20 protein-coding genes are annotated in these 17716 nt (G+C 53.0%); 13 read left to right on the top strand and 7 right to left on the bottom strand.

The features are described from left to right. Nucleotides 1-6: 6 nt before the first annotated feature. The 13 genes from KQJ19_RS09310 to KQJ19_RS09250 all read left to right on the top strand — a co-directional run bounded on the left by KQJ19_RS09310 (nt 7) and on the right by KQJ19_RS09250 (nt 10265). The gene (locus KQJ19_RS09310) at nt 7-471 is read left to right on the top strand and encodes a BMC domain-containing protein (protein ID WP_181221597.1); all 465 of its coding nucleotides are present in this window, start codon (nt 7-9) and stop codon (nt 469-471) included. Beyond that, on the top strand, nt 471-1103 hold the full coding sequence (locus KQJ19_RS09305; RefSeq protein WP_181221595.1) for a phosphate propanoyltransferase: 633 nt from the start codon (nt 471-473) through the stop codon (nt 1101-1103). Before KQJ19_RS09310 ends, KQJ19_RS09305 begins: the two co-directional genes overlap by 1 nt. Further along, nucleotides 1100-1591: a microcompartment protein PduM gene (gene pduM / locus KQJ19_RS09300; protein WP_216403586.1), complete on the top strand. Its 492-nt coding sequence runs from the start codon at nt 1100-1102 to the stop codon at nt 1589-1591. Before KQJ19_RS09305 ends, pduM begins: the two co-directional genes overlap by 4 nt. A 3-nt stretch (nt 1592-1594) precedes the next feature. Beyond that, on the top strand, nt 1595-1870 hold the full coding sequence (locus KQJ19_RS09295; RefSeq protein ID WP_003030211.1) for a EutN/CcmL family microcompartment protein: 276 nt from the start codon (nt 1595-1597) through the stop codon (nt 1868-1870). An 8-nt stretch (nt 1871-1878) separates the two neighbouring features. Next, nucleotides 1879-2886 (top strand): two-domain cob(I)yrinic acid a,c-diamide adenosyltransferase PduO, encoded by a 1008-nt coding sequence (pduO, locus tag KQJ19_RS09290; protein WP_141875387.1) that lies wholly within the window; start codon nt 1879-1881, stop codon nt 2884-2886. Further along, nucleotides 2883-4268 (top strand): CoA-acylating propionaldehyde dehydrogenase PduP, encoded by a 1386-nt coding sequence (gene pduP / locus KQJ19_RS09285; protein WP_216403585.1) that lies wholly within the window; start codon nt 2883-2885, stop codon nt 4266-4268. Before pduO ends, pduP begins: the two co-directional genes overlap by 4 nt. Nucleotides 4269-4278: 10 nt before the next feature. Next, the gene (locus tag KQJ19_RS09280) at nt 4279-5391 is read left to right on the top strand and encodes a 1-propanol dehydrogenase PduQ (RefSeq protein ID WP_016156879.1); all 1113 of its coding nucleotides are present in this window, start codon (nt 4279-4281) and stop codon (nt 5389-5391) included. Then, nucleotides 5388-6743, top strand: coding sequence for a cobalamin reductase PduS (gene pduS, locus KQJ19_RS09275; RefSeq protein ID WP_047499008.1), 1356 nt, complete (start codon nt 5388-5390; stop codon nt 6741-6743). Before KQJ19_RS09280 ends, pduS begins: the two co-directional genes overlap by 4 nt. Before the next feature lie 2 nt (nt 6744-6745). Continuing rightward, nucleotides 6746-7300 carry a propanediol utilization microcompartment protein PduT gene (gene pduT / locus KQJ19_RS09270; protein WP_003030201.1) on the top strand — a complete coding sequence of 185 codons (555 nt, stop codon included), beginning with the start codon at nt 6746-6748 and terminating at the stop codon, nt 7298-7300. Continuing rightward, complete coding sequence (pduU, locus tag KQJ19_RS09265; protein WP_016156881.1) at nt 7300-7650, top strand: propanediol utilization microcompartment protein PduU; 351 nt, start codon at nt 7300-7302, stop codon at nt 7648-7650. Before pduT ends, pduU begins: the two co-directional genes overlap by 1 nt. Nucleotides 7651-7654: 4 nt before the next feature. After that, nucleotides 7655-8107 carry a propanediol utilization protein PduV gene (gene pduV / locus KQJ19_RS09260; RefSeq protein ID WP_046275682.1) on the top strand — a complete coding sequence of 151 codons (453 nt, stop codon included), beginning with the start codon at nt 7655-7657 and terminating at the stop codon, nt 8105-8107. Further along, entirely contained in the window at nt 8092-9306 is a 1215-nt protein-coding gene (locus KQJ19_RS09255; RefSeq protein WP_049270741.1) for an acetate/propionate family kinase, read from the top strand. Before pduV ends, KQJ19_RS09255 begins: the two co-directional genes overlap by 16 nt. A 92-nt stretch (nt 9307-9398) precedes the next feature. Then, complete coding sequence (locus KQJ19_RS09250) at nt 9399-10265, top strand: L-threonine kinase (RefSeq protein ID WP_046275680.1); 867 nt, start codon at nt 9399-9401, stop codon at nt 10263-10265. 40 nt (nt 10266-10305) lie between these two features. On the opposite strand, the gene KQJ19_RS09245 is transcribed toward KQJ19_RS09250, so the two are convergent. The 7 genes from KQJ19_RS09245 to phsA all read right to left on the bottom strand — a co-directional run bounded on the left by KQJ19_RS09245 (nt 10306) and on the right by phsA (nt 17557). Further along, the gene (locus KQJ19_RS09245) at nt 10306-10641 is read right to left on the bottom strand and encodes a DUF496 family protein (RefSeq protein WP_003834176.1); all 336 of its coding nucleotides are present in this window, start codon (nt 10639-10641) and stop codon (nt 10306-10308) included. Nucleotides 10642-10879: 238 nt separating this feature from the next. After that, nucleotides 10880-11938, bottom strand: coding sequence for an FUSC family protein (locus tag KQJ19_RS09240; RefSeq protein ID WP_016156885.1), 1059 nt, complete (start codon nt 11936-11938; stop codon nt 10880-10882). Between the two features lie 86 nt (nt 11939-12024). Continuing rightward, nucleotides 12025-12492, bottom strand: coding sequence for a DNA gyrase inhibitor SbmC (gene sbmC, locus KQJ19_RS09235; RefSeq protein ID WP_216403584.1), 468 nt, complete (start codon nt 12490-12492; stop codon nt 12025-12027). Between the two features lie 123 nt (nt 12493-12615). Continuing rightward, the gene (dacD, locus tag KQJ19_RS09230) at nt 12616-13788 is read right to left on the bottom strand and encodes a serine-type D-Ala-D-Ala carboxypeptidase DacD (RefSeq protein WP_032931656.1); all 1173 of its coding nucleotides are present in this window, start codon (nt 13786-13788) and stop codon (nt 12616-12618) included. Nucleotides 13789-13926: 138 nt separating this feature from the next. After that, nucleotides 13927-14694, bottom strand: a complete 768-nt coding sequence (gene phsC, locus KQJ19_RS09225) for a thiosulfate reductase cytochrome B subunit (protein ID WP_016156888.1) — start codon at nt 14692-14694, stop codon at nt 13927-13929. Beyond that, entirely contained in the window at nt 14691-15269 is a 579-nt protein-coding gene (gene phsB, locus KQJ19_RS09220) for a thiosulfate reductase electron transport protein PhsB (RefSeq protein WP_019077108.1), read from the bottom strand. Before phsB ends, phsC begins: the two co-directional genes overlap by 4 nt. A 14-nt stretch (nt 15270-15283) precedes the next feature. Beyond that, complete coding sequence (gene phsA, locus KQJ19_RS09215; RefSeq protein WP_216403583.1) at nt 15284-17557, bottom strand: thiosulfate reductase PhsA; 2274 nt, start codon at nt 17555-17557, stop codon at nt 15284-15286. Between the last annotated feature and the right edge of the window lie 159 nt (nt 17558-17716).

Below are 17716 nucleotides of genomic sequence, written 5' to 3'. Positions count from 1 at the left end.
CACAGCGTGAAGCAATCACTGGGATTACTTGAAGTTAGTGGTCTGGCATTAGCCATCAGTTGCGCGGACGTCATGGCGAAAGCCGCCTCCATCACGCTGGTGGGCCTCGAAAAAACCAACGGTTCAGGCTGGATGGTGATCAAGATAATCGGGGATGTGGCCTCCGTCCAGGCGGCCATTTCCACCGGTGTCAGTTTCGCTGACCAGCGAGATGGACTGGTGGCTCATAAAGTCATATCCAGACCAGGGGATGGCATTCTGTCACATAGCGTCACCCCGGAGTCTGAGCCAGCGCCCGCCCCGACACCGGTCGTACCACATGAAGAGATGCCTGAGGACCATGCAGCGCCCGAAGTGCCGCAAGATGCAGAGTTGATTAGCTGCAATCTGTGTCTTGACCCTGCCTGCCCCCGTCAAAAGGGCGAGCCGCGCTCTCTTTGTCTGCACTCAGGCAAACGAGGTGAAGCGTGATGAATAAACAGCAACTGGAGACAACGGTCACCAAAGTTCTGGATGAAATGCGTGAGCGCCCTATTCCGCTAGGGATCTCTAATCGTCATATTCATCTATGCGCTGAAGATTACGACCGCTTGTTTCCCAATCACCCTATTAGTGAGAAAAAAGAGCTGCTGCAGCCCGGACAATATGCAGCAGACCAGACCGTCACGCTGGTGGGACCAAAAGGTCAGTTAAAAAATGTGCGCTTACTCGGCCCACTGCGTAGCACCAGTCAGGTCGAAATTTCTCGTACCGACGCTCGTACGTTGGGAATTGCTGCTCCACTACGGATGTCAGGCAGTATCGAGGGCACGCCAGGTGTTCGCCTTATCAGTCCATTTGCTGAACTGGACTTAGCATCCGGGGTAATCGTCGCCCAACGCCATATCCATATGTCGCCGCTCGATGCCCTAATCCTGCGCGTTTCCCATGGCGATAAAGTCTCTGTTGCTATTAATGGCGATGAACGTCGACTGATTTTCGATAACGTCGCCGTACGCGTTTCGCCGGATATGCGCCTTGAGATGCATATCGATACCGACGAAGCCAATGCTGCGGGCGCTGATAATCCGCAGGCATTTGCCACACTGGTGAGCCCACGATGAACAACGATCTGCTGCAACGCATTATCGAGGAGGTTGTTTCCCGATTAAAAAAACGCGCGGAAAGCACGCTCTCGCTTAGCGTCGCGCAGTTACGGGAAATCGAACCACGGACATTGTGCTGCAAGTACTCGTCGCTCCACCTCCTGCAGGCGGACCTGCCATTGCTGGAGCAAATTGCCGAGGGCTGCGCGGACAACATGTCGGTGGTAACGATCCACGAAGCGCTGGCATGCGGAGTCCGCGTGAAAATTTCACTACAACACCGATTGTTACCCGCAATCCCCGTTAGAAAACTCGCGCGTCTGCCGCTGGAGTTCAGTGACGAGCTGGGGCGAATCATCGTTTTGCATCCTGACAAACTTCTCAGCTATGCCGACGTCGCCCAACTGAAGGGGGGCGTTATGGTGCTACGTCGTCGATGTGTCGTGACGGCTCTGGCTCAGGACGCCGTCAGTACGCGAAATGTCCAATTAATTAAGCAGGAGTGAGCTATGCATCTGGCACGGGTTACAGGCGTTGTGGTTTCCACGCAAAAATCCCCATCACTGGTGGGGAAGAAACTGTTGCTGGTACGTCGGGTGAGTGCGGACGGAGAGCTTCCCGCGTCCCCTGTGAGCGGAGATGAAGTCGCGGTTGATTCTGTCGGCGCTGGAACTGGAGAACTGGTATTACTCAGCAGTGGCTCCAGCGCCAGACACGTTTTTTCCGGCCCTAATGAGGCCATCGATCTGGCTATCGTCGGCATTGTCGACACGCTTTCTCGTTAGGAGGAACTATGGCGATTTATACCCGCACTGGCGATGCCGGCACAACGGCCCTCTTTACCGGGCAACGCGTGAGCAAAACGCACCCGCGCGTCGAGGCTTACGGTACGCTGGACGAACTTAATGCGGCGCTTAGCCTGTGTGTATGCGCAGCGAAAAACCCGCAGCACCGCCAGTTACTCGAAAACATTCAGCTGCAGCTTTTTTGGTTCAGCGCCGAGCTGGCAAGCGAAAGCGAACAGCCAGCGCCAGAGCAGCGCTACATCAGCTCAGAAGAAATTGCCGCGCTGGAGGCCGCCATTGATACCGCGATGGGAAGAGTCCCCTCCCTACGCAGCTTTATTTTACCTGGCCGCAGCGAAGCCGCCAGCCGTCTGCACTTTGCCCGCACGCTGGCCCGCCGCGCAGAGAGGCGACTGGTCGAACTCTCCACCGAGATTTCCGTCAGACACGTGCTGATGCGTTATATCAATCGCCTGTCCGACTGCTTATATGCGCTTGCACGAGCAGAAGATCATGACGCCCATCAAAACAACATTATTCAGAAAGTGGCGGAGCGTTATCTCGCAGCCATCCGTACATCAGCTACCAGGGAGCCGGCTATGTCTCTGTCTTTTCAGGAACTCCACCAACTCACTCGCGCTGCGGTAACGAGAGCAGAAGAACTTCAGGTTCCGGTCGTCATCAGCATTGTTGATGCGAATGGGACCCAAACGGTGACCTGGCGCATGCCTGACGCATTACTCGTCAGTAGCGAACTGGCACCGAAAAAAGCCTGGACCGCCGTGGCAATGAAAACCGCCACGCATGAGCTGACATCGGCAGTGCAGCCAGGCGCCGCGCTTTACGGTCTGGAAAGCCATATGCAGGGAAAAGTCGTCACCTTCGGTGGCGGGTACGCATTATGGCGTGAGGGGTTACTCCTTGGGGGTCTTGGCATCAGCGGGGGAAGCGTTGAGCAGGATATGGACATTGCAGAAACGGCCATTGCGGCAATTAACGTGAGAACACATCAATGAACACTTCAGAACTTGAAACCCTTATTCGTAACATTTTGAGTGAGCAACTTGCACCGGCAAAAGCAGAAGTTAAGGGTAATGGAATTTTTCCGTCCGTTAGCGAAGCGATCGATGCCGCTCATCAGGCTTTTCTGCGTTATCAGCAATGTCCATTGAAAACCCGCAGCGCCATCATTAACGCCCTGCGAGAAGAACTGACGCCTCACCTTGCTTCATTGGCTGCTGAAAGCGCTGCCGAAACGGGAATGGGCAACAAAGAGGATAAGTTCCTTAAAAATAAAGCTGCGTTGGACAATACCCCGGGTATCGAAGATCTCACCACCACGGCGCTTACCGGCGACGGCGGCATGGTGTTATTCGAGTATTCACCCTTTGGGGTGATTGGTTCCGTCGCCCCCAGTACCAACCCGACGGAAACCATTATTAACAACAGCATCAGTATGCTGGCTGCGGGAAATAGCGTTTATTTTAGCCCACATCCAGGTGCAAAAGCGGTCTCACTGAAGCTGATTACCATGATTGAAGATATTGCTTTTCGCTGCTGCGGGATTCGGAATCTTGTCGTCACGGTCACAGAACCCACTTTTGAGGCTACCCAGCAGATGATGGCGCACCCTAAAATCGCAGTTCTGGCGATTACCGGTGGTCCAGGCATTGTTGCTATGGGCATGAAAAGCGGGAAAAAAGTCATTGGCGCAGGCGCAGGCAATCCTCCCTGCATTGTTGATGAAACAGCCGACCTGGTTAAGGCGGCGGAAGATATCATCAATGGCGCATCCTTTGATTACAACCTCCCCTGCATTGCTGAGAAGAGTCTGATTGTTGTTGATGTCGTTGCCGAACGACTGGTTCAACAAATGCAGTCTTTTGGCGCGATGCGACTCAATAGCGAAGAGATAGACAAACTGCGCGCAGTTTGTCTGCCAGAAGGAATAGCCAATAAACAACTGGTAGGGAAAAGCCCGGCAACCTTACTGGAAGCCGCGGGAATACCGGTTCCGGCAAAAGCTCCTCGATTACTGATAGGTATCGTCAAGGCTGACGACCCATGGGTTACCAGCGAGCAACTGATGCCAATGCTCCCCATCGTAACGGTGAGCGATTTTGACAGCGCGTTAACGTTGGCCCTGAAGGTTGAAGAGGGATTGCATCACACCGCCATTATGCATTCGCAAAATGTGTCACGTCTGAACCTTGCCGCGCGCACGCTTCAGACCTCCATTTTTGTGAAAAATGGCCCCTCTTATGCTGGGATTGGCGTTGGTGGTGAAGGCTTTACCACCTTCACCATCGCAACGCCGACCGGTGAAGGAACGACATCTGCGCGCACTTTCGCACGCTCTCGTCGTTGCGTGCTGACAAACGGTTTTTCTATTCGCTAATGGGGCCGTTATGAAAAGCTTTTCACTGCAAACTCGATTGTACAGCGGCCAGGGAAGCCTGGATGTGCTTAAGCGCTTCACGAATAAGCATATCTGGATTATCTGCGATGGTTTTCTCGCGCGTTCTCCCCTGATTGAAAAGCTGCGCGACGCGCTGCCAGCGGATAACCGCATCAGCATTTTCAGCGATATCACCCCCGATCCCACCATTAGCACGGTAGTACAAGGGATTGCGCAAATGCAGTCCCTACGACCGGACGTCGTCATTGGTTTTGGCGGTGGCTCTGCACTGGACGCCGCAAAAGCCATCGTCTGGTTCAGCCGACAGTTCGGTATTGAGATTGAAACCTGCGTTGCAATTCCCACCACCAGCGGCACGGGATCGGAGGTGACCAGCGCCTGCGTGATTAGCGATCCGGATAAAGGCATTAAGTATCCATTATTTAATAATGCGCTTTATCCGGACATGGCCATCCTTGATCCGACGCTGGTCGTCAGCGTTCCACCAGCCATAACAGCGAATACCGGCATGGACGTATTAACGCATGCGCTGGAGGCTTACGTATCCACGAAAGCCAGCGACTTCACCGATGCGCTGGCTGAAAAAGCGGCACAAATTGTCTTCCAGTACCTGCCTGTCGCCGTCAGCAAAGGCGACTGCCTGGCAACCAGAGGAAAAATGCACAACGCGTCAACGCTCGCGGGAATGGCATTCAGTCAGGCTGGTCTGGGTATCAATCATGCGATTGCCCATCAGTTGGGCGGCCAGTTTCATCTGCCCCACGGACTTGCCAATGCGCTGCTGCTGACCCATGTCATTCATTTTAATGCCCGCGATCCGCGGGCTGCGAAGCGTTATGCCCGTTTCGCTAAAGCCTGCCACCTATGCCCGGATAACGCGAACGATACGGCGGCACTGAATGCGCTAATTCGTCATATAGAGCTACTCAAAAAACAGTGTGCGTTACCTTCTTTTGCTGACGCGCTTAAAGACGGAAAGCAAGCCTGGTCACAACGTATACCGTCGATGGTTCAGGCCGCGCTGGCTGATGTCACGCTGCAAACCAATCCTCGTGTTGCCGACGCCAGCGCCATGCAGGAACTGCTTGAGGAATTATTATGAAGACAGCCATGACGGCAGAGTCCACGCTTTATGATGCGCAGACAATTCGCGAACGCGTTCGCGCAGCGGGTGTTGTCGGGGCCGGAGGCGCAGGCTTTCCAGCTCACGTAAAATTACAGGCGCAGGTCGATACGTTTCTGGTCAATGCGGCAGAATGTGAGCCGATGCTGAAAGTTGACCAGCAATTGATGGCCGTTCAGGCTGAGCGACTTATCCGTGGCGTTCAATATGCCATGACGGCTACCGGGGCCAGGGCCGGTATTATTGCGCTCAAAGAGAAATATCAAAAGGCTATCAATGCGTTAACGCCCCTTCTGCCTGCCGGGATCCGCTTACATATTTTGCCTGATGTCTACCCGGCTGGTGACGAGGTTTTGACCATCTGGATGGCAACGGGCCGGAGAGTTCCGCCTGCCGCGCTGCCGGTCAGCGTCGGCGTGGTGGTCAATAACGTCCAGACTGTACTCAACATCGCCAGAGCCGTTGAGCAGCAATACCCGGTTACGCGTCGTACCCTGACCGTTAACGGCGCGGTCGCCAGACCAATCACTCTTACCGTCCCTATCGGAATGTCTTTACGTGAGGTTCTGGCGCTGGCCGGTGGTGCTACCGTTGACGATCCCGGTTTTATTAACGGTGGCCCGATGATGGGCGGCCTGATTACCTCACTTGATACCCCAGTCAGCAAGACCACCGGGGGACTGCTGGTTTTACCAAAGTCTCATGCGTTGATTCAGCGGCGGATGCAGGATGAACGCACCGTGCTTTCCGTCGCAAAAACCGTTTGCGAGCAGTGTCGTTTGTGTACGGATTTGTGCCCAAGACATTTGATCGGCCATGAATTATCGCCGCACCTGCTGGTTCGCGCGGTTAATTATCAGCAGGCGGCCACACCGCAGTTACTGCTCACGGCCCTGACCTGTTCAGAATGCAATGTATGTGAAAGCGTAGCCTGTCCGGTTGGGATTTCACCGATGCGAATTAACCGCATGCTTAAACGCGAGCTACGGGCGCTCAACCATCGTTATGAAGGGCCGTTAAATCCTGAGGATGAAATGGCGAAGTATCGGCTTATTCCGGTGAAGCGCCTTATTACCAAACTGGGCCTTAGCGACTGGTATCACGATGCGCCACTGGCTGAGACTGATTATCCCACAGATAAAACGACGCTGTTGCTACGCCAGCATATTGGTGCCAGCGCCATCCCATGTGTACTGCAGGGCGAACACGTTGTTCGCGGTCAATGCGTTGCCGATGTGCCGTCCGGTGCATTAGGCGCACCTGTCCACGCCAGTATTGACGGTATTGTCAGCGAAATTACTGAGCAATCCATCACGGTAATAAGAGGTTAATCATGTCTCAGGCTATAGGGATTTTAGAACTCACCAGCATTGCCAAAGGAATGGAAGCTGGCGATGCCATGTTAAAAAGCGCGAATGTGAATTTACTGGTCAGCAAGACCATCTGCCCGGGTAAATTTCTGCTCATGCTCGGTGGTGACGTAGGCGCAGTACAACAGGCGATCGCCACCGGAACTTCTCTTGCTGGCGATATGCTCGTTGATAGTCTGGTACTACCCAACATTCACGCCAGCGTACTTCCTGCGATCAGTGGACTTAACAGCGTGGATAAGCGTCAGGCCGTGGGCATTGTTGAAACATGGAGCGTTGCGGCCTGCATCTGCGCCGCCGACCGTGCGGTTAAAGCCTCCAATGTCACGCTGGTACGCGTCCATATGGCATTTGGTATTGGCGGCAAGTGCTACATGGTTGTCGCTGGCGATGTGTCTGATGTGAATAACGCAGTGACAGTTGCCAGTGAAAGTGCAGGTGAAAAAGGTCTGTTGGTTTACCGTTCGGTCATCCCTCGTCCGCATGAAAGCATGTGGCGACAGATGGTGGAGGGATAATGGAAAGACAACCCACCACGGATCGTATGATTCAGGAATATGTTCCTGGCAAGCAGGTTACGCTGGCGCATCTTATCGCTAATCCGGGTAAAGATTTGTTCAAGAAACTGGGATTACCAGAGTCGGTTTCCGCAATCGGTATTCTGACGATTACCCCCAGCGAAGCCTCAATCATCGCCTGTGATATCGCCACGAAATCCGGGGCGGTAGAGATTGGTTTTCTCGACCGTTTTACCGGCGCAGTGGTGCTGACGGGCGATGTTTCCGCCGTTGAGTACGCGCTGAAACAGGTAACCCGGACGCTGGGCGAAATGATGCGTTTTACCGCCTGTCCCATCACCCGGACATAATCTCATGAAACGCATAATGCTAATTGGCCCCAGCCAGTGCGGTAAAACGTCACTCACGCAGTGCATGCGGGGAGAGGCGCTTCATTATCAGAAGACCCAGGCCATTGTCTGGTCTCCCACAACGATAGACACACCGGGTGAGTATCTCGAAAACCGCTGCCTGTACAGCGCGCTGCTGGCCAGCGCCTGTGAAGCAGACATCATCGCGCTGGTTCTCAATGCTGACGCGCCGTGGTCACCTTTTTCTCCAGGTTTTACTGGTCCGATGAACCGACCCGTTATCGGCCTCGTCACCAAAGCCGATTTAGCCAGCCCGCAGCGTATTTCTCTCGTGGAGAGTTGGCTAGTTCAGGCTGGCGCGCAACAAGTATTTGTCACCAGCGCGCTGGAGAATACCGGGGTCGATGAGATGTTCATTTTTCTGAATGCAAAGGAACCTTCATGTCTCACAAAATAATGGCCATTAATGCAGGCAGTTCCTCGCTTAAGTTTCAGCTTCTGGCGATGCCGCAGGGTGAAATGATTTGCCAGGGACTGATCGAGCGTATCGGTATGTCTGATGCGCAAGTCACCCTAAAAACACCAGCGCAAAAATGGCAGGAGACTTTGCCCGTAGCCGATCACCGTGAAGCAGTAACGCTGCTACTGGAAAAACTGCTCAGTCACAATATTATCAGCAGTCTTGAAGAGATCGACGGCGTAGGCCATCGCGTCGCACACGGTGGAGAATCCTTCAAAGATTCCGCGCGGGTAACCGATGAAACACTGGCGGAAATCGAACGCCTTGCGGAACTGGCACCGCTTCATAACCCGGTTAATGCGTTGGGGATTGCGGTATTTCGCCAGCTACTGCCGAAAACGCCGGCTGTTGCGGTTTTTGACACGGCTTTTCATCAGACCCTTGATGAGCCTTCTTTCATCTATCCCCTGCCCTGGCGCTACTACTCAGAGCTCGGTATTCGTCGTTATGGTTTTCATGGTACCAGCCACAAGTATGTCAGCGCTCAGCTTGCTGAAAAGCTGGGCGTGCCGCTCAGCGCCCTGCGGGTTGTTTGTTGTCATCTGGGCAACGGTAGCAGCATCTGCGCTATCAAAGGCGGACACTCGGTAAATACCTCCATGGGTTTTACGCCGCAGTCTGGCGTAATGATGGGCACGCGAAGTGGCGATATTGATCCATCCATTCTGCCGTGGATTGCCCTGCGTGAAGGCAAAACCCCGCAGCAGCTCAACCAATTGCTCAACAATGAGTCCGGATTACTCGGAGTTTCTGGTGTTTCACCCGACTACCGGGACGTTGAACATGCCGCAGATACGGGCAATCACCAGGCAGCACTGGCGTTGACGCTTTTTGCCGAGCGGATTCGCGCCACTATTGGCAGCTATATTATGCAGATGGGCGGTCTGGATGCGCTGGTGTTTACCGGGGGAATTGGTGAAAATTCAGCGCGGGCTCGCGCCGCGATTTGCCACAACCTGAATTTCTTAGGTCTGGCCGTTGATGAAGAAAAAAATCAGCGTAACGCCACCTTTATTCAGACGGAAAATGCGGTGGTTAAAGTGGCGGTGATTAATACCAATGAAGAGCTGATGATAGCCCAGGACGTTATGCGCTTAGCGATATCAGAAACTGTGACATTGGGCATTCCCGCCTGATATTGCCGCACCGCAAATTGCGGCAAATCATGGTAATAGCGCGATCGCCATGACACTATGCGCCGAGGATTGCTGAACACAAAGGTGAAGACGTGGCTGTTGCGCAATGTCCCGCATCGTGCGGAGAACTTATCCAGGGCTGGATTCTGGGCAGTGAGAAACTGGTCTCCTGCCCGGTCGAATGGTATAGCACCGTTGAGGTCACTTCAGGCTCACCGCTGACAGATGAACGTCCACTTTCTCGGGCAATGGTTGACAGGTTATTACAGCACTGGCAGTACCCGGCGCATCTCAGTCAGGATATCCGGATAGATGTTCAGTCAACCATTCCCATCGCGAAAGGAATGGCCAGCAGCACTGCGGATATTGCCGCCACGGCCATCGCCGCGGCGCATTATCTGGGCCATCAGCTGGACGAGCCAACACTGGCGCAGCTTTGCGTTTCGCTGGAGCCGACCGACAGCACCGTGTTTCGTAAGCTAACTCTTTTCGACCATAACAACGCCTCCACGCAAATTGGTTGTGAAGCTCAGCCTCAACTCGATCTGCTGGTTCTCGAAAGCCCTGAAACATTGCGTACCGCGGATTATCACCGTATTCCACGTCATTCCGGCTTGCAGGCGGGAGCTGCGGCCCTCCAACGGGCATGGGAAAAAGTACAGGAAGCCTGTATTAGCCAAAATCCTTACCGGTTGGGAGAAGCGGCTACGCTTAGCGCAATCGCCAGCCAACTGCTGTTACCAAAGCCAGATTTTGATTCACTATTAGCACTGGTGGAAGAATGTGATTTATACGGCGTCAACGTCGCGCACAGCGGCAGCGTAGTCGGACTGATGCTGGACAGAAATCGTCATGATGTGGATTACATTAAATGGATGCTGACGCAGAAAAAACTTACGATTCACTGGCCAGAACAGCATTTGTTACGCATGGTAACGGGCGGGGTCGAACTGCAATAAGGGTCGCCGCACGGCAGCGACCCGGACAAGCATAAAATCGTTACTCGGCTTTCGCTTCGCCGTTTTTCACTTCGCCCATGGCTTTCAGCTTTTTAGAGATATCGCGGCGTTCTTTAGAGATCTCGGCGTTTTTGATGATGTAGTCATCAACACGATCTTCATAATCGCTTTTCATGCTGGCAATGATGCCCTGAATCGCTTCCACGCTCATACCAGGCTTGATGTAGTCGCTCAGGTTGTCCAACAGCAGAACGCGTTTCTGGTTGTCACGGATCTTTTTCTCAACGTCCTGGATTTCACGTTGCAGTTTGTTTTTACGACGGAACAGACGAACAAATTCCAGCACGTCCTGGAAAGAAGGCTTGGTAGTTTCCATTTTTACACCCCTGATAATGTGAGATTCGGATTCGTTAAAACAACGGCTAAAGTGGGTCAACATTACTTTCATGCCCGCCATACTTCAAGTTGCATCTGCATCGACAATGCATGGTTGAAACCTGAGTTATCGAGGGTAAAGCCATTGCAGTTACCAATGGTTTTAGCCTTTTTCAGTATCATACCTCTAATCTTTGCTGAATCGAAGCAGCAGTAGAACCAATCCCCTCATCTGCTCTTTATTTGCGCAGTGCGCGACAGATTAGATGTGACAGTAACTCCAGCTGTCGAGCCATCTCCATGTTCAACCAAACGTAGCCGTGAATGGGCGTTTCTGCGACATTATCGCCTTTATGCTCAGCAATAAGCTGACGCAGCTCTGCCACGGTGTCATTGAGCTTTTCCGTATTGGCAAGCACCGGCTGCGGATTACCTTCATACAAGGCGTGGGTTATTGTCAGTAGTGCCTGCTGGGTCCTGAGCTGAGTTTCACGCAGAGTATGCGCATTCAACATGACAAAGTGGCTGGTACGGCTGGCCCACAGCGCATTAATTTGCAGCTCGAGCATGCAGACCAGATTGCGATTCACCGTCTGAATAGCCTCAAAGATCGATTTTTGAATGCGGGTTTCCTTACTGGCAGGAGCGATGAGCCCACGCATTTTGACAACGTCGCTCAACAGTTGTTGTAAATGTTTTTCCAGCCGCGGTTGCTCGAGCAGATTGGGGGATAGCGCGGCCTGATACACCCGATTGTACCCCGTGACGCAATGCGCCAGTTGGATACGCCAGTGTATAAATGCCCGCTGCGGCCAGATGCCGGTAAACAGCATCGCCAGTAACGACCCCAGAATAACATCACCACCGCGCCATAACGCGGTATTCATATCTCCGGCAGGCGCACCCACGACCACGGCAAGCGTTATGCCAATCAGCAGCGCCTGATACGGCCTTTTACCCAGCGCCAACCAGCCGCAGAGAAACATCGCTACCGCGCACCATATCAGCATTAACGGCAGCGAGAAGAGTTCCAGACGCAGGGCAACCAGTCCCAGGACCGAGCCCAGGATCGTGCCACCTATACGTTCAAAGGCCCTGGGAACAACGTTACCCCAAAAAGATATTGGCCCCATAATCACCACCAGCGTGATCAGAGGCCATGTACCTTCGGGAATGTTTAACAGGCGTACCAACAGAAAAGTAAGGAGAAACGCCAGCGCAATGCGAATACCATGCACCACACGATAATGACGATACAAACGAATTTCAAAAGGACTCAGCGATTTGTCTGCACGCACTCATGCACTCCGTCAGGGAATAGCAAAGAAGCGAATTGTACCTGTTTTTAGCGTGAAAAGATCATCCTGATTTACACCCCAAACAGTTACTTCGTCTGCACTGGCACGTACATTTCAATGTCCCAGTAACCGTCCTCCATGCCATTGTTCATATAAACTTCAAAGCAGGGTTTAGCGGCTATCGTATAAGTTGTATCCTGCAACAGGCGCTCGAAGAACTGATACCAAGGCGTCGCAAAATCGTGATTCTCAACGCGCGCAACGGCGACAGCATAGTCGCCACCCGCCAGTTCGGTGAGGATCACCCCTTCGCTGTTTTCCTGGATTTCAAAACCTTCAGGCACAGAAACCACGGTATCACAGCGCAGTTTTTCCGCAGGAACAACATCAGGGTTGTCGTAATAAACAGCAATCCATTCCAACGGCACAATCTGTTTTCCGTCGACCCACTTCATTAATTGCTCAAACCCCTGCTTCACCGTTTGTTCCCACGGTCCAACCATATGGAAACCGGCAATCATGCGTTTATCGACCAGCTTTATCTCGTACTCCATACAACCTCCACCGTTACACTGTATTTATATACAGTGTAATTTCTGGCTATGTCGACCACAAGGAAATAGTGATTATTATGTGAGCAGATTCGCACTCTTGCCAGTCAGACGCATCAGGAAAAACTACGCCTTGTGGTGGAAATAGTCGCTCAGGCGCGAGAAAACGCCGCCTTCGCCGACGGATTCCAGCGTAACCAGAGGCCAATGTGCCACCAGCTTATCCCGATCGTAGAGTTCAATCTCCCCCACACGTTGATGCGCAGCGATGGGAGCAACCAGCTCTTTCTTATCAAGGACATATTTTGCTTTGATGTTAGGGACTTCTGCTTTAGGCAGGGCCATCCAGAAATCCTGCTCGGTTCCGAGGCTGATTTTTTCTTTATCGCCATACCAGATCCGTTCAGTGCCAACCTGCTTACCGCTACGCAAAACCTGCACTGTATCGAAGTTGTGTTGCCCCCATTGCAGCAGTTTACGCGCCTGATCTTCGCGCCCTTTCGCACTCTCCGCGCCCATCACCACCGCAATCAGGCGGCGCTGACCATCGACGGCGGAAGCAATCAGGTTAAACCCGGCTCCGGACGTATGCCCTGTCTTCAGGCCATCTACGTTCATGGTTTTATCCCACAACAAACCGTTACGGTTTTGCTGTGTGATGCCGTTCCAGGTAAGGCTTTTCTCACTGTACATATGGTAGAAATCCGGTTCCCCGTGGATGATAGCGCGGGACAGCACGGCCAGGTCGTACGCGGAGCTATGCTGACCCGGCGCATCCAGACCATGTACCGTTTCAAAATGGGTGTCCTGCAGGTTCAGTTTTTGCGCATAGTTGTTCATCATCGCGACAAACTGCGGCTGCCCTCCAGCGATGTAATCCGCCAGTGCCACGCAGGCATCATTACCGGAATCAACAATTAACCCACGGCTGAGGTCGCGTACCGAAACGCGATCCCCTTCTTTCAGGAACATCAAGGATGAACCGACAAATACCGGATTATCTTTTGCCCAGGCATCGCGCCCGACGGTCACAATATCTGTCGGACTAATACGCTTGCTGTCAATTGCGCGATCGACAACATAGCCAGTCATCAGTTTCGTCAGGCTGGCAGGATTGCGCTGCTGGTGTTCATTACCGGCTGTCAGGATTTGACCCGTGGTGTAATCCATTAACACCCATGCCCCGGCAGTAATCGCAGGAGGTTGTGGGGCGAAGCTCACGGCATCGCTCGCCCAGGCGGGCGAAAAACTCATCGTTAATAGTGAAGCGGCAATAAACAAACGGCGTTTCAACAGCATGTCCTCAGGAAAGGGAGAAATAGCCGTTCTTTTTACGGAAGTTCTGTCGAAGAAACATGGATAAATTGCAAGAAAATGTGACATAAGGCACATTTTCTTGCTATCAGGAAAGGGGTTCAGAGACAAATCTCGCCGGAACTACCCTTTACGCGGCGCGGTCTCTGCGTGATGACTGCGATGGCGGTGATAACCATCAATCATACTGCGAAAAATTTGCCCTGGCGTGTCACCCAGCGTGCACAGGTAAATATGCGCGCAGATGAACAGTAAGCCCACAATCGCTAACGCCATATGCAGCACCAGCATCACCGGCCCCGCCCCTACCACCTGCGGGTAGAGACATAGCAACCCGGTGATGATCAGTAGTGGAACCAGTGCGTACATGATGGCCAGGTAGGCCAGCTGTTGCAGCGGGTTAAATTTGTCCTCTGCCGTTGCGGCAAACGGGTGCGGCTCACCTTTCATAATGCCATACAGATAAAAGCGTGTTTGCAGCAGGCAGCGTGATATCAACCCGCTAAATTTCACGCGATAATGGCAGCCGTTGCCGCTGGTTGCGTTTATTAACACAAAGCCAATCCAGAAGGCCAGCAATGCGAAGCCACACCAGGTATGTACCTGCACCATTAAGGCCACCGGTCCGACAGAAAAGTGGCCAAACAGGCCGCTCAGCAGAAGCAGGATAAAGAGCAGCGCATTACCCCAGTGCCAGCGGCGGACCGCCAGCGAATAAAGGTAGTCCCGATGCTCTTCCCCGGTTGCCGTTTTGGGCGCCAACATCCGACGTAACAGCGCGTGCGTGACCAGGCCCGCAATCATCAGCACAATAACGACGCCTGCATAAATGAGCCACAGCGGCCAGTAGTCCGGCGCATAGTTAAGCTCTGCTCCCCAGATAGAATTCATACATTACCCTCCTGATGGCTCTCTTTACGCCGATAGACACTTACCGGGCCGCTACGCGTATCCTGCTGGCGATAAACCTCTTTTTGATTAATCCAGTGCTGAATTTCCGGGTCATCGCGACGTCCAAACTTCAGCGCATCCGTCGGACAAACGGAAACGCAGGCTGGCGATTGTCCGACCTCCAGGCGAGTATCGGCGCAGAAGTTACATTTGTCGGCAATCCCCGTTTGTGGGTTGAGGTAGCGGACATGGAACGGGCAAGCGGCAACGCAGTAGTCACAACCAATACAGCGAGACTTATCCACTTGCACAATGCCATTTTCGTCACGAAATGAAGCGCCGGTAGGACAGACGCTGACGCACGGCGCATCTTCACAATGCTGACAGGAAACGCGAACAAACTGGAAGTGGGACAGCACCTCGGGTTCATGTTCGGGTGAACGGATCTGCACTTGTAGGCGACTAAATCCCTCCGGCACGTCATTCAGTACCTTGCAGGCAACCGTACACGCCTGGCAGCCAATACAGCGTTTCTCGTCATGCAACATGACATAAGGGTTTGTTGATTGATTCATGATGTTCTCCTTTCTCATGCCCGACGAAGCGTAACGCCAGCGGTGTGCACCACCGTACCGGAAACCGGACTGGTAACATGCGGAAGCAAATTACCGCAGTGAATACCGTGCGTCGTCGCCGCGGTTTTGGCTCCCGCCTTGGCGCCAAATCCCATATAAACGAACAGCGTATCGGGTCGTATTCCGGCAGTAACCAATGCTTTGCCTTTTTCCTTACCGGTCGCATTTTCCAGCCAAATCTCATCGCCGTTTTTGATGCCTTTTTCACGGGCCGTTTGCGGGTGGATCCACACCGCGTTATCCCACATCAGCTCACTCAGCAGTGGTACATATTGCGTCGCGCCGTTGGTATGCACCGCAACTTTTCCCTGAATAAAATAGAGTTCATTGTCGCCTTTGAGGGCAAAATTGCGGGCGCGCGGAATACCGTAGCCAGGCAAAAGTGCTTCCAGCTCTTCAGAGTAGAGTTCAATTTTTCCAGACGGGGATTTAAAGCGCAGTTGCTCGCCATAGGTACCGTCGCCGTCAACCGCCACCGCGCCCGGATAACGCGCCACAAACTGACGCACTGCTTCAGGTTCCCGCAGCAGCAGCGGAATCCCCCACTCCCGATATCCTTTCTGACGCAGTTCAGCGGAAAGCGCATGATCGCCATTAAGCTGGTACAGCTGCCGCGTCTGCATATCCTGCCAGGGGTAGAACTGCCCAAGGCCTAACTGCACGGCCAGTTCTTTCCAGATTTGCCAGCTCGGACGCGCATCCCCTATCGGCTCTACAACCTGCTGGCGCAGGGCATAGGCTGGATTCAGGCCCGACATGTCAGAGACTTCTTCATCGCGTTCAAGGTAAGTGCATTCGGGTAACAGATAATCGGCATATGCCGCGCTTTCGCTTAAATAGACATCGCAACTGACCACCAGATCGAGTTGTTCGACGGTTTTGACCAGATCAGGCCGACAGGTCACGGTTTGGAAAGGATTGTGGCGGGACATAATCCATCCCTTCACCGGATAGGGTGTCTGGTTTAACACGGCATCGATGATGCTTTGCACCACGCCGCCGCCCGCCGCGATGTACTTGAATTGTGGGGCAACCAAATCGATGCGCTGCGCCGTTGGCTTGGGCAATTTGGCATCAGGTTTTGCCAGCACCGGAGCGACCTTCTCTCCGGCCAGCTTATTGTAGGTCGCCGCGGCTTTTTTCTGGTACAAGCCGCCTTCACGCTCAATATTTCCCAGCAGCGCATTGAGGGTGAAAATCATACGCCGCATATCAATTTCTTCTTGCGAAAACGTCGCGCGATGGCCAGGGCTGACGATAGCATGAGGCGCACAGGCGGCCATTTCGCGGGTGACCCGAACAATAACATCAGCAGGCACATCAGCTTGATTTTGCGCCCATTCCGGCGTGGTCTCTTGTACCGCTTCGGCCAGTTGGTCAAACCCTGTGGTGTAGCGCGCAACGAAGTCCGCGTCATACAGATGTTCATTAATCATGACGTGACACATGGCCATTAACACCGGCAAGTCGCCGCCCGGCTTGAGCGCATACCATTCATCCGCCTTGCTGGAGAAAACTGACAAACGGGGATCGAAGCTGACCATTTTTGCGCCCTTTTCCTGCGCGGTCATCAGTTCATGCGTTTCGGCAACCTCAATACCTTCATAGAGATTGTGGCCAAAAGAGACCATATAACGGGTATTGGCGATATCCATAGCCAAATCGCCGCCCATCATCACTTTGGCGGCAATCGATTTTCCGGCAGGGCATGTCGACGCATGCGTAAAGGTGTTTGGCGATCCAAACGCCGTTGCCAGCTGAAATAAATGACCCGAAAGCGAACCGGATTTGGAAGAGAATACGACCCCCTGAGGACCATGCTGCGCTTTTATTGCCGTCATTTTTTCGGCAATTTCTTTGTAAGCCTGTTCCCAACTAATAACCTGCCATTCTCCGCTGCCGCGAGGCCCTGTGCGTTTCATGGGTTTGACAATACGGTGCGGGTCGTTGACCAGGCTAACACCACTGCCTCCGCGCGCGCAGACACGCGTGCCTTGTTGAGGCGCATTAGGGTTCCCCTGAATAAAAACCGTCTTGTTATTAATTACCTGTGCCTGTATTGGGCAACGATAAGAACACATTTCGCACAAGCTTGGCGTCAGAGATGTTTTCCCCTTAATGCTCTCTGGAGAATTTCGCGCCAGTGCGCCTGGCGGAAAACTGCCTATCGCGCAGGCCGAGCAACCGATCCCCACTCCTCGCAAAAAATTACGCCGACTAATGCTCATATAACCTCCTGTTATTAGATATATCCAATTATTATATGGTGTTTAAATTATTAATTTTTAACCTCACTCACATTTCATTAGAATATAGAGCAGCTAACCACCAAAATAAAAACCCATTGTTTATAAAAGAATTTTAAAATTTCCAGAACACAACAAATC

This window comes from Citrobacter sp. S46_ASV_140 (assembly GCF_018919545.1).
Classification (GTDB): Bacteria; Pseudomonadota; Gammaproteobacteria; order Enterobacterales; family Enterobacteriaceae; genus Citrobacter; species Citrobacter braakii.
This window is presented reverse-complemented; position numbering and strand designations above follow the sequence as displayed.

Bases quoted from the DNA above. Each gene is read 5' to 3' on its own strand.
- KQJ19_RS09305 (WP_181221595.1), top strand. From the start codon at position 471: ATGAATAAACAGCAACTGGAGACAACGGTCACCAAAGTTCTGGATGAA.
- pduM (WP_216403586.1), top strand. From the start codon at position 1,100: ATGAACAACGATCTGCTGCAACGCATTATCGAGGAGGTTGTTTCCCGA.
- KQJ19_RS09295 (WP_003030211.1), top strand. From the start codon at position 1,595: ATGCATCTGGCACGGGTTACAGGCGTTGTGGTTTCCACGCAAAAATCC.
- pduO (WP_141875387.1), top strand. From the start codon at position 1,879: ATGGCGATTTATACCCGCACTGGCGATGCCGGCACAACGGCCCTCTTT.
- pduP (WP_216403585.1), top strand. From the start codon at position 2,883: ATGAACACTTCAGAACTTGAAACCCTTATTCGTAACATTTTGAGTGAG.
- KQJ19_RS09280 (WP_016156879.1), top strand. From the start codon at position 4,279: ATGAAAAGCTTTTCACTGCAAACTCGATTGTACAGCGGCCAGGGAAGC.
- pduS (WP_047499008.1), top strand. From the start codon at position 5,388: ATGAAGACAGCCATGACGGCAGAGTCCACGCTTTATGATGCGCAGACA.
- pduT (WP_003030201.1), top strand. From the start codon at position 6,746: ATGTCTCAGGCTATAGGGATTTTAGAACTCACCAGCATTGCCAAAGGA.
- pduU (WP_016156881.1), top strand. From the start codon at position 7,300: ATGGAAAGACAACCCACCACGGATCGTATGATTCAGGAATATGTTCCT.
- pduV (WP_046275682.1), top strand. From the start codon at position 7,655: ATGAAACGCATAATGCTAATTGGCCCCAGCCAGTGCGGTAAAACGTCA.
- KQJ19_RS09255 (WP_049270741.1), top strand. From the start codon at position 8,092: ATGTCTCACAAAATAATGGCCATTAATGCAGGCAGTTCCTCGCTTAAG.
- KQJ19_RS09245 (WP_003834176.1), bottom strand. From the start codon at position 10,641: ATGGAAACTACCAAGCCTTCTTTCCAGGACGTGCTGGAATTTGTTCGT.
- sbmC (WP_216403584.1), bottom strand. From the start codon at position 12,492: ATGGAGTACGAGATAAAGCTGGTCGATAAACGCATGATTGCCGGTTTC.
- dacD (WP_032931656.1), bottom strand. From the start codon at position 13,788: ATGCTGTTGAAACGCCGTTTGTTTATTGCCGCTTCACTATTAACGATG.
- phsC (WP_016156888.1), bottom strand. From the start codon at position 14,694: ATGAATTCTATCTGGGGAGCAGAGCTTAACTATGCGCCGGACTACTGG.
- phsB (WP_019077108.1), bottom strand. From the start codon at position 15,269: ATGAATCAATCAACAAACCCTTATGTCATGTTGCATGACGAGAAACGC.
- phsA (WP_216403583.1), bottom strand. From the start codon at position 17,557: ATGAGCATTAGTCGGCGTAATTTTTTGCGAGGAGTGGGGATCGGTTGC.